This is a genomic window from Mycoplasma testudinis ATCC 43263 (genome assembly GCF_000687795.1).
Classification (GTDB): Bacteria; Bacillota_I; Bacilli_A; order Mycoplasmatales; family Mycoplasmoidaceae; genus Mycoplasmoides; species Mycoplasmoides testudinis.
On the sequence record NZ_JHXT01000003.1, the window covers coordinates 76,559 to 88,071 of the forward strand.

13 protein-coding genes are annotated in these 11,513 nt (G+C 29.2%); 6 read left to right on the plus strand and 7 right to left on the minus strand.

Annotated elements, in window-relative coordinates; all coding sequences use genetic code 4:
• Positions 1–108 precede the first annotated feature (108 nt).
• Positions 109–3,399 carry a DEAD/DEAH box helicase gene (locus tag T384_RS06905; protein WP_052663399.1) on the plus strand — a complete coding sequence of 1,097 codons (3,291 nt, stop codon included), beginning with the start codon at positions 109–111 and terminating at the stop codon, positions 3,397–3,399.
• 17 nt (positions 3,400–3,416) lie between these two features.
• Here the strand turns inward: T384_RS06905 and T384_RS0101290 are convergent, their stop codons facing one another.
• The 4 genes from T384_RS0101290 to T384_RS07630 form a co-directional block, all read right to left on the minus strand.
• The gene (locus T384_RS0101290) at positions 3,417–3,683 is read right to left on the minus strand and encodes a hypothetical protein (protein ID WP_027119516.1); all 267 of its coding nucleotides are present in this window, start codon (positions 3,681–3,683) and stop codon (positions 3,417–3,419) included.
• Positions 3,684–3,956: 273 nt separating this feature from the next.
• Entirely contained in the window at positions 3,957–4,322 is a 366-nt protein-coding gene (locus tag T384_RS07585) for a transposase (RefSeq protein ID WP_027119517.1), read from the minus strand.
• Positions 4,307–4,795, minus strand: a complete 489-nt coding sequence (locus T384_RS07625; RefSeq protein WP_027119518.1) for an IS256 family transposase — start codon at positions 4,793–4,795, stop codon at positions 4,307–4,309. Before T384_RS07625 ends, T384_RS07585 begins: the two co-directional genes overlap by 16 nt.
• Positions 4,795–5,220, minus strand: a complete 426-nt coding sequence (locus tag T384_RS07630; protein WP_027119519.1) for a transposase — start codon at positions 5,218–5,220, stop codon at positions 4,795–4,797. The genes T384_RS07625 and T384_RS07630 overlap by 1 nt, the downstream gene beginning before the upstream one ends.
• A gap of 296 nt (positions 5,221–5,516) precedes the next feature.
• Here T384_RS07630 and hpt point away from each other — a divergent pair, with 296 nt between their 5' ends.
• The 3 genes from hpt to purB are packed head-to-tail and all read left to right on the plus strand — an operon-like array spanning position 5,517 to position 8,792.
• The gene (hpt, locus tag T384_RS0101315) at positions 5,517–6,131 is read left to right on the plus strand and encodes a hypoxanthine phosphoribosyltransferase (protein ID WP_156933101.1); all 615 of its coding nucleotides are present in this window, start codon (positions 5,517–5,519) and stop codon (positions 6,129–6,131) included.
• A 49-nt stretch (positions 6,132–6,180) separates the two neighbouring features.
• Positions 6,181–7,482, plus strand: a complete 1,302-nt coding sequence (locus T384_RS0101320) for an adenylosuccinate synthase (RefSeq protein ID WP_027119521.1) — start codon at positions 6,181–6,183, stop codon at positions 7,480–7,482.
• Complete coding sequence (gene purB / locus T384_RS0101325) at positions 7,482–8,792, plus strand: adenylosuccinate lyase (RefSeq protein ID WP_027119522.1); 1,311 nt, start codon at positions 7,482–7,484, stop codon at positions 8,790–8,792. Before T384_RS0101320 ends, purB begins: the two co-directional genes overlap by 1 nt.
• A gap of 99 nt (positions 8,793–8,891) precedes the next feature.
• Here purB and T384_RS07225 read toward each other — a convergent pair whose 3' ends face one another.
• Together T384_RS07225 and T384_RS0101340 are read right to left on the minus strand one after the other, a co-directional pair.
• Entirely contained in the window at positions 8,892–9,038 is a 147-nt protein-coding gene (locus T384_RS07225) for a hypothetical protein (RefSeq protein ID WP_156933102.1), read from the minus strand.
• A gap of 22 nt (positions 9,039–9,060) precedes the next feature.
• Positions 9,061–9,285: a hypothetical protein gene (locus T384_RS0101340; protein ID WP_027119523.1), complete on the minus strand. Its 225-nt coding sequence runs from the start codon at positions 9,283–9,285 to the stop codon at positions 9,061–9,063.
• Between the two features lie 191 nt (positions 9,286–9,476).
• Between T384_RS0101340 and T384_RS06085 the strand changes: the two genes are divergently transcribed.
• Positions 9,477–10,046, plus strand: a complete 570-nt coding sequence (locus T384_RS06085; RefSeq protein ID WP_052663400.1) for an NAD(P)H-dependent oxidoreductase — start codon at positions 9,477–9,479, stop codon at positions 10,044–10,046.
• A gap of 408 nt (positions 10,047–10,454) precedes the next feature.
• On the opposite strand, the gene T384_RS0101350 is transcribed toward T384_RS06085, so the two are convergent.
• Positions 10,455–10,805 (minus strand): hypothetical protein, encoded by a 351-nt coding sequence (locus T384_RS0101350; RefSeq protein ID WP_027119524.1) that lies wholly within the window; start codon positions 10,803–10,805, stop codon positions 10,455–10,457.
• A gap of 436 nt (positions 10,806–11,241) precedes the next feature.
• Here T384_RS0101350 and T384_RS0101355 point away from each other — a divergent pair.
• Positions 11,242–11,513, plus strand: a 272-nt coding sequence (locus T384_RS0101355; RefSeq protein ID WP_027119525.1) for a transposase, incomplete at its 3' end; no start/stop codon positions are given.

Here is an 11,513-nt window from a genome sequence, read left to right on the forward strand (position 1 = left end):
AAATTAAATCCTAAATTTTAAAATAAGTCCATTATGTTTGGGCTTATTTTTTGTGTTTATCTTAATGATAAGCATTTTTAATATGACAATAACTAATTAAGGATTGATATGACTGAACAAGAAATTAAAGATTATCTTAGAAATGATGCACTTTATGAGCAAGGCAAAATTATTAATGATCACGAAAATATCATTCAACTGACAACAACAGCAGATCATTTAACTTATTGGTATGCGGACTGAAGAAAACAAAGTTACAAAATCAAAATAGTTTTAGATCATTCAAGAAAAATTCAAGAATATGAATGTAATTGTCCAAAGTCCAGACAAATTTATTTATCCAATAAATGTATGCATTTAGCTGCAGCTTTAATTAAGAACGAAAATGATTATCAAAAATTAATTAAAAAACACAACTATGAAAAACAATCACAAATACAGCAACTTGACGACTCAAATACAAACAAAATATCCAATAAAAAAATTAAACCAGGAATTGTGCAATGTACTCATAGTAGGTTTATTTTCAAAAATAAGCCTTCTGATAGTCAATGAGATAAAACATATGCTAACGCTTATTTATTTGTTCAAATCGACGATTTCAAACCATTTCAAGTATTTCCGACTAAAAAAATGTTTAGTGAAATCAAAGAAAATAAAGCTAATTCATATGTCCAATTGTTTGATGAAGAATATAAAGAATATTGAATTTTAGAATCCGCCTTTAATGACGTTGATTTAAAACTAATTGAACTCATCATTAATGAAAAAGGTTATGATATTTTAGATCACAAATTTTTCAGCAGACCTAAGATAGAAACAGAAACTATTAGCATATATTCTTCAGATGTTTCTAGAATTGTCACTCAGATCGGAACTCATTTTAAAATCAATGGAACAAAAAAACAAATTATTAAATTTCTTAATGCAAAAAGCCAATGTTTCAATTTTGTTTCTTCTTCATCTTCTAAAACAAGGGTTATTTGTCAGCAAGAAAAGGCAAATTATTTAAGGATCTATTTTGAAATCAATCTAAACCAGGAATGAGTTCGTTTATTTAATACAAAAATAACTAAAGATGGCACTTTAAATGTATTAGAAAACTTTGGAACTTTATCAAGAATACTTCTAAATGAGAGTAATTTTTATATTTATGATCGAAGTTTTTTTACTTATTATTCTTATTGTGCCCATAAAAAAATTAAAGAGTTTTATATTCTTGACGAAAATAAATCATTAATCAAAATAGATCGGTATTTCCCAAAACTTATTGTTAAATTTAAATATAACCAAACTGATCAAAAGTTTGAGAAAAAAGTTGAATATCATTACTATAACAACGGGTCACCATTTAAAGTAAGCAACAGCGAATCAAGCCATGAAAAAGAACGTAATTTAGTTTATGAAGCAGCTGTTTTGAATTATTTCGAATATAAAGTTCACCTGAAAGGACTGGCCAATAAAGCGAAAGTTTCTCAAATAACAAAAGAAATGATTTTTAAATTAATTGATGAATATGAAAATTTTGATCAATCAGATTTAATCGAATATGATTTAGCAAAAAATCTTTGTGTTAACAAGAATCTGAAATTTGATTATCAAGATTTAGAAAAGATTTCAATTATCAAAAATGAATTAATTATCAAATGTAAAGGAATGAAAACTTCAATTGCTGAATTAAGTGAAATTGCTAAAAAATACAATTCCCATAATGATATTGTCTTAACCGACGAATGCTTTTATGTTTTATCAGATAAAAGTAATAAAAATTTCTTTGAATTCTGATCAAAGTTTGATTACTATAAAGCAAAAAATGATGTTAATGAAACTTATGTTTTTCCAAAGTTTCGGGTTTTCGATTTATTACTTGCGTTTCAAAACGACCGCAAATTATTAGCGCAATATGCAGACCAATCTGTTTTAGACATTCTTAAAACCTTTAAAGATTTAATCTTTGAAAAAACCGAAATCAAACCACCATTTAATACGATCTTGCGGGAGTATCAGCAAGAAGGCCATTATTGACTTAAAAGCCTAAAACATCACGGTTTTGGCGGAATTTTGGCCGATGATATGGGTTTAGGAAAAACCGTTCAAGCAATATCGTTAATTGCTCAAGCTTATCATGAAGATAATCTTAAATTACCAACTTTGATAATTGCTCCAACTTCTTTACTATTAAATTGAAAAGCTGAATTTGAAAAATTTGCACCAGATTTAAAAATTCAGGTTATTCGGGGTAATCAAGAAACTAGAGAAAAAATAATTAATAAAAACAAATCTGATATCGAAATTACATCATATGCTTATTTTCGCAATGATATCCAATTTCATAAGCAAAAATTTTACCAAATTATTATTTTAGATGAAGCTCAGAACATTAAAAATCATACAAGTAAAGTCTCGATTGCCATTAAAGAATTAAATGGCCAAACAAAATACGCCTTAACTGGAACACCAATTGAAAATAAGCTTCTAGAATTATGATCAATCTTTGATTTTATTTTACCTGGATTATTTGGCACAAGTAAAGACTTTATTAAAGACTATGAACGACCAATTGTTCGTGATGAAAACAAGGTCATTGTTGACCGCTTAAAACAAAAGATTAATACTTTTATTTTAAGAAGAACTAAAAATAAAGTTTTAAAAGAATTACCTCCAAAAACTGAGAATGACCTTGTTGTTGAGTTATCCGACCAACATCGAAAAATTTATGACGAGAAGCAAAAAGATACATACCAGCATTTAAAGCAATTAGTAGCAAGTAATGAAGCCTCTAAAGTTCGTTTTGAAATCTTCAAATTAATTAGTGAATTACGACAAATCTGTTGCAGTCCAACACTTAAAATACCATCATTTAATGGAGAAAATGCAAAATTACAGGCTTGTTTAGATTTGGTCGAAGAAGCAATTGAGAATAAACAAAAAATTTTATTATTCACGCAATTTTTAGGAATGATTGATATTTTTCAAGAAGAATTGCAAAAACGAAACATTCAGTTTTATGTTCTTAAAGGTGATACTAAAAAAGAAGATCGAATGAAATATGTTGATGCTTTTAATAATGATGAAACGCCTGTATTTATTGCTTCACTAAAAGCAGGTGGTGTTGGATTAAATTTAATTGGCGCTGAAATTGTTATTCATTATGATTTATGATGAAATCTTGCAGTCCAAAATCAAGCAACAGACCGAGTTCATAGAATTGGCCAAAGCAAAGCCGTTCAAGTGTATCGGATCATCGCTGAAAAAACTATTGAAGAACGCATTGTAAAAATCCAAGAATCCAAAAAACATTTAGCTAGTATGGTTGTTAACGACGATACAAATGTTTTATCAACATTATCAGTCGAAGATTTAATTGATTTATTCAAACCTGAAGACAATAAAAATTAGAAATACTTGACATTTATTTATTTATTAACAGAATCTTTAAATACTTGTAATTCTTGAAAGATTACCTTGTGTTCTTGAATTAATTCTTCTTTAATTCTTAAATATTTCGGAAGTTTTATCACATAATTTTGTGTTGCTTTTATGACACATAAAAGATAAAAAAATGCTGCTAAAGGAATAATCAAGCACAGTATTAAGACACCATACGATCCTGGTTTTAGAGGTTCAGGGTTCTGATCATTCTTTAATTTTCACAAATCATATTGATTTGTTAACTTGGTCATTTGTTCTTTGATGCTTAAATATTTATCATTAAACTTTAAAAAATGATACTTCCCAAAATAATCCCTTTCTTTATCTTCTTCTGTTAATTCAACTTCGTTAGAGGAAGTAATGATTTAAGTGTGTAAATGCCATCACTTCTAATAAGCGATTAACATCGTGTTGTTAAAAGTATACAAAAAAATGGAAATGCTTATTCAAAATTCCATTTTTTCACTAATTGAAATGTTGAAATAAGTGACTCGCTATCACCTTTTAATACAAGCCTTTTTAAACTACTCAGGCTGTAAATCTATATCAAATAATATCTCCAGTTGCTGGATTATGTTTTGTCAATTTCTAACTTTCATTTGGCGATTATTACGTTCATAATTCATAATTCCAAGATAAACGATTTCAAGAATCGCCTTATTATTTACAAAAATAGCTTTGGTTTTAATAACTTTTCGAATTTGGCGTTTAATATTTTCAATTACATTAGTTGTGTAAACCATTTTTCTAATTTCAAAAGGTAATTGGTAATAGCAAGTTAACTCTTCCCAATTGTCTGTTCAAGATTTGATTACTCTTGGATATTTAGCTTCCCCATTTTTTTTAAATAAATTGGAAATTGTCTTCGGCCTCTTTAATATCGCGAGCATTGTAAATTGCTTTCATATCTTTTGAGAAGGCTGGCCATATCGTAATTCGAAACGCGTAATAAAGAATTTCGTACTTGATGGACAACACATTTTTGAATCATCGCTTTTGGGAATGCAGTATTGATTGCTTCTGATATTCCTGTCAGATTATTGCTGATGACCATTAATACGCGTTCAACGCCACGCTGTTTTAAATCATTAAAAAACTTTAATCATTCTTTAGATGTTTCGTTTTCGCCTATATATAAGCCTATTACATGCTTATATCCTTTTAGATCGACTCCTAAAATTACATAGACTGAAACTAGTTTGGCTTGACCGTCTTCCCGAGAATGAAATCTAAAGGCATCAATGTATCAAAACGGATAAATTTTATCCAAGGGGCGGTTCTGAAATTCTTTTAAATCTATTAACACCCGATCTGTGATTCGGCTGATAGCTGCTTGATCTAGAGATTTATTATAAAGCTTCATTATGATGTCGCTGATGTCTTCCTGGCTAGTTCCTTGGAAGACAAAGGAATTAGCAATTCTTCCATTTCGAGAATATCGCGTTGTCTTTTTGGAATGATGATTGGGTTAAATAAATTATTCCGGTCACGGGGAGTCTTGATTTGCATTTTACCTACTGAAGATGTTACTATTTTTTCGGTAAATCCATTTCGATAATTTGCATCTTTTGATCGTTCGTGTTCATCACGACCCAAATGTTCTTTCATCTTAGTTTTTAAAATAGCGTTTAATGGTTCTGAGAAAACTTCAGTCATTGATTTAATTAAACTAGAAGCACTACTTTCATCAAAAATATCAGGGTTATCCAAGACCAATTGGTTGAATTGATCCATAACTTTACGGTAATTGTCAGATTTTGGTGGTTTTGGAGTTTTTTTCTTAGCCATCGTTAATTTTCCTTAGTTATTTGAATTTTAACACGATGTCTAATTTACACAGTTATTCCATTACTACCATTCTAACAGGAACAATATGAATTCTAATACAAAAAAACCTAAAAACATTCAAACTTTTTCTAAATTACATCTGCGTTCAGGAAATTGGACCCAAAAATAGTTTTTTTACATTTTTTTATTCATTTTAAATAAAAAATACTACTATATTAAAGTAATCCAAGATATTTCTATTCTGCAACATTTAATTCATCTGGATTACGAATTAAATTTAGTCTAGGAGTCTTGCTATGAACGTTAGCAAAAAGTCAAAATCTGATTCTGTTCTATTATCTAAAACTGTCTCAATTGATCCCCGTATCGAGAAGGTTCTAGTAACAAAACAAGAAGTTGATGATGGTTGTATTAAAGCAGCACAGTGAATCAATAAAAACTATAAGAATAAGTCATTATTATTAGTCGGCATCTTAAAGGGCTGTATTACCTTCATGGGCCGACTAATTCCATTAATTAATCTTGATTTAGAAGTTGACTTCATGACGATTTCATCTTTTCGGGGTCACACTCATGCTGTGAGTGCTCCTAAAATTGTGATGGATTTATCAACTGATGTTAAAGACTATGATGTTTTATTAGTGGAAGACATCATAGATGCGGGATATACAACTAATAAAGTTATTGAATTATTAAAACTTCGTGGCGCTAAATCAATTGGTTTAATCACCTTTTTAGATAAATATGAAGCCCGTAAAGTTAATGTTCCAATTGATTATGCTTGCTATCAAGTTCCCGATAAATTTGTGGTTGGTTTTGGAATTGATTATCAAGAAAAATTCCGAAATCTACCATACATCGGCTATCTTAAAAAAGCTGTTATTGAAAAAATGGAAAAACAACGTAAATAATAAAAAGCAATAAAAACCATTTAAACCAAGAAATATAAAGGAGTCATTAATGGAAAATATCGTTATAGTTGGATCACAATGGGGTGATGAAGGAAAAGGAAAGATAACTGATGTCTTTGCTCAAAAAGCCGATATGGTCGTGCGTTGAGCTGGTGGCAACAACGCAGGACACACAATTACTTTTGATCATAAACAATTTAAATTAAACATTATTCCTAGTGGAATTTTTAATTCCAAAACAATTAATGTTATTGCTTCTGGATGTGTAATTAATTTAGAGAATCTAGTCAGAGAAATTAATAATCTGAAAGAAAACGGTTTTGATTGCAATAATTTAAGAATTAGTGATCGCGCTCATATTATCTTTCCTTACCATATGGAATTAGACGGTTATCAAGAAGAATATCGTGGTGCTGATTCAATTGGAACAACTAAAAAAGGAATTGGTCCATGCTATCAAGATAAAATGAATCGAATTGGTATCCGCATGACTGATTTCTTTGATATTGATGACTGTAAAAAGAAATTTTTAGCTAATGTGCAATTTAAAAATGCTTTATTTAAAAACATTTATCATAAGCCCGAAATTGATGGGCAAAAAATGTTTGATGAACAATTAAATTTATTTAATCAAATTAAACATTTAATCACAGATACATCAATTCTAGTCAATGATTATGCAAAAGCTTCTAAACGAATTGTTTTCGAAGGAGCACAAGGCATTATGCTTGATATTGATCAGGGTACATATCCGTTTGTGACTTCATCCCACCCAACAGCTTTAAGTATTCCAAGTGATGTAGGTATTAGTTGAAAATACATCCATCACATTATCGGAATCACTAAAGCCTATTCAACCAGAGTTGGCAATGGCGCTTTTCCAAGTGAATTATTAGACGAAGTTGGTGATGCTATTCGCGAAAAAGGACATGAATATGGAACAACTACTAAAAGACCAAGAAGAATCGGTTGATTTGATGCTGTATCCATGCGTCATTCATTAAGGATTGGCGGGCAAACTCATTTGGCCATCATGCTTTTAGATGTTTTAAGTGGTCAAAAGAAACTCAAGATATGTGTACGTTACCGATTAGACGGTAAAGTCATTAATTATGTTCCGGCCAAAATCCAAGACTACCAACGTTGTGAACCTATATATGAAGAAATGGATGGATGAGATCAAGAAATTAAAGGAATTACTAAATTTAGTGAATTACCCAAGAACGCACAATTCTATATCTTAAAAATTGAAAAATTATTAAATACGAATGTAGCTTTAATTTCCACTGGACCAGACCGGAATGATCTCATTATTTTAGATAAATCCATTTTACAAAAAGAGAAACTCTAATGATTGAACGATATGCAGTTAAAGTTTTAAATGACATCTGAAATAACCAAACTAGATTAGAACTCTGATGAAAAATTGAATTAGCTGTTATCAAAGGGTGATATCAACTAAAACTAATTCCATCTGATGACTACACAAAATTAATTAAAGCAAAAGTTGTTATCGATCAAAACCGGATGCTTGAAATTGAAGAACAAACTAAACATGATGTGATTGCTTTTACAAGAATGATTGATGAACAACTAGGCTTAGAAAGAAAATGAGTTCATCTTGGCTTAACATCAACCGATATTGTTGATACAGCTCAAAACTATCAGATTAAATTAAGCAATGAAATAGTTTTAAAAACTTTGGAAGAATTAATTGCAAATGTTTTAAAAAAGGCCTTAACTTATAAGAAACAATTAATTATGGGGCGAACCCATGGGATGTATGGTGAACCAACATCCTTAGGTCTTAAATTCTTGTTATGATATGACGAGTTATTAAGGCAAAAACAACGAATTAATAACGCTAGAAAAACAATTGAAGTAACTAAAATATCAGGTTCAATGGGTAACTATGCTCACATTGAACCCGAAATTGATGAAGTTGTGGCTAAAGAGTTAGGTCTAGATGTAGATTCAATCGGCACCCAAGTCACCCAACGGGACCGCCATATCGAGTTACTAAGTTGCTTTGCTAATTTAGCAACCACTCTTGAAAAAATGGCAGTTGAATTAAGACATTGACAACGCAGTGAAATTAATGAAGCGGCTGAAGGATTTAAGATTAAACAAAAGGGCTCTAGTTCCATGCCACATAAGAAAAATCCAATTAGTAGTGAAAACATTTGTGGACTAGCTCGTTTAATTCGTTCTTATGCTAATACTTCATACGAAAATAACTTATTATGGCACGAACGAGATATTAGTCACAGTTCAAATGAGCGAATTATTATTTCTGATTGTTTCCATTTAATTGTTTATATTTTAAATAGAATGAATGATGTGATTAAAAATTTAGTAATCAACACTGAAGTAATGAACAAGCGAATTGATAGTATGAATCACATTTACTTTAGTCAAGTTTTGATGACCAAAATTCTTAAACAAACTAATTACTCTCGAGAAGAAGTTTATGATTATTTGCAAAAAATGACTTTTTTTGCTTTAAAAAACAATCAAGACTTAATTGCTATTATTAAAGCAAATGATATTCAAAAATATCTACCGATTAAAACAATCAATAAACTAATAAACAATAATTACTTTCTCAGAAATGTAGATAAAATTTATAAAAAAGTATTAAGTAAAAAATCATTAACTTAAAATATTTTTATTAACAAAATTAGTTTCTTAACATATTGATTGGAACATCAAATACATCTTCATCTCTTTTATATGCTGGATCTTCTGCAGTAATGACCATTAAGAAGGCGCGATCTTTAAAAAAGGAGTAATATTTTTTGAATCGTGAATTCTTTGTTTTATTTTAAGTAATGTCAAAGCTCCATGTTCAATTGCTTGTTCAACGCCAATTTTAATTTCCATAATTGCATAAAATACTTTTTCCATAATTGCACAAAATATTGCTGTTTTAATCGATCGGTCAAATTAAATACAATATTGCTTTGAATAAATTTTTAAAAAAATCTCCAAGCGCATTAAAAAACGAACTTACAGTTAAAGGACCTTTAGGAACTAGCTTTGGCTCTTTAGAATAATCATATTCTCATGTTCAGTTATGAGTATAAGGATTGTAATGCTCTTTTATTGGATACACTTTTTTGTATCGGATTTTCTTTACTTTTTTATCTTTCATATTATTCTCCATTAAAACACCATACCAATATTTTAATACTTTTGTATTTTTTAAAAGAAAAAGTTCTTTAACAAAACAGATTCTTTTTAAGTGAACAAATTGATTGACAAATTCAATCAGCGTGGCGATTTCCTTACAAAAAAAGATATTCATTTACAATTTTGATGTAATTAAATTTTTAAAGGAAAAATATGAAAAAGAAACTAATTATTGTTGCTCACCCCAATTACGAACAATCTTTACACATTAAAGGGTTCATCGAAGCTGTTAAAGCAAAAGCCAAAGACACTGATATTCATTTCTTAGATTCAAAGGGAAACTTTGATGTAACTAAAGAACAAGAACTGTTATCAAAATATGAAATTATTACTTTTGCTTATCCAACTTGATGATATACAGCTCCATGAACATTTAAAAAATGAATGGATGAAGTATTAACTCCAGGTTTTGCTTATAGTTTCACAGGCCTTGAAGGATTCAAACTAAAAGGTAAAAAATACGCTATTGTTCAATCTGTTGGTAATGTTGAACAAACATATGTTCACAACCAAGGGAATCGTTATACGAAACATGAACTTGATGCATCAATCATTGCAACATTACACATGATGAATACTGCGTGACTTGCCACTAACAAAGTTGCAACAAATGATAAAGAATTTTTATTAGCTGAAATCTACATGTATGGTTCAGCTTTAAGTACGGACAACAACTGGGATGCTGCTGTTGAAAAATACTTAAAAGAAATTGATTCTTTATAATTTAAAAATATAAATTCAAATGAATGGGTTTTTTCACTTGATTGTGAATGGACCCATTTTTTATATATAAGCAAATTCTATTCAAAAAAACAAGAATAATTTTTAACTATAACTTAGCAAGTTATTAAAATAAGTGCTCATAAAAAACGGTTTATAGTAAAAGTATTAAATCGTTAAAAATTTAAGACAAAAGCAGATTTAAAGGAGATTTGTAAAACCGTATTTTCTGAAATTTATAACATTTTAAAAAAAATAAACTATATCGAAATAACACATACCAAATTCCTTTTCGCTTATATACGGAACTTTGAGTATCCGTTATTTTGTTGTATTTTATTCATATTTTAATTTCACGTTAGGTGTGTACAGGAGTTAGGATATAAGTTATTGTAAAAATTTTATGTTTACTTATATTCAACCATGTTCTTTAAACAATGTTTCGTGAAAATCTAACTTTTTGTTAAGTCGATTTTCTGTCTCTTCAATTTTAGTGTTAAACCGATTTTCTGTTTCTTCAATCTTGCTATCTAATTTGTTAAATCCAGCTTGCATTAACTTCGCTAAATCTTCTAATGTCATATTAATTTTTCCGTTAATTAAACCGTCTTGAAAGATCATATAATCTGAAGTTATTGTAATTTTTAGTTTTTTTTCATTAAAAATTACATCACAATTAAATTTCTCATACATTGATAAGACATTTTTAATTTTCTTTTGAATGATGTCTGCGTTCTTTGCTTTAAAATGAATATTTTCCATAGTTTCCTTTTTAAAAATTTCTAATGTGAATAAGCACGCTAAAATTATCACTGATTAAAAAGAAAACGATGTATCGTGTTTGTGTCTAGTTTCAGAACGAAATTATGAACAAAAATTAAACTTTTGGTAAACTGTTTTTTTAATAATCTATTTTATTGTGCAAACTCAGAGGTTTTCAGAAGCAACAGAATAATATAAATATTAGTGCAATAAAATAACTCCTTCAAAGTAGGAAATGTACTAACGCAAATGTTATCATTCCTAATACAAAAAAATCTAAAGGTGCTTTATACCTGTTTTTTTGGTAGTAATGAAATAAGTGTGTTAAATTGGCATCGTGTTAAAATTCAAATAATTAATTAGGTAGTAATGAAATAAGTGTGTTAAATTGGCATCGTGTTAAAATTCAAATAATTAATTAAGGATGATTAACAAGATGGCAAAGAAAATAACTCCAAAACCACCTAAATCTGAAAATTATCGAAAAGTAATGGACCAATTTAACCAATTGGTACTAGAAAACCCAGATATTTTTGATGCTAGCAGTGCCAATAGTTTAATTAAATCAATGACAGAAGTATTTTCTGAACCACTGAATGCACTTCTTAAAGCCGAAATGGATGAACATTTAGGAAGAAGCGAATACGAGCGTTCTGAAAACTCCAATCGCCGGAATGGTTTCATTGAAAAAACTGTTAGTTCATCAGT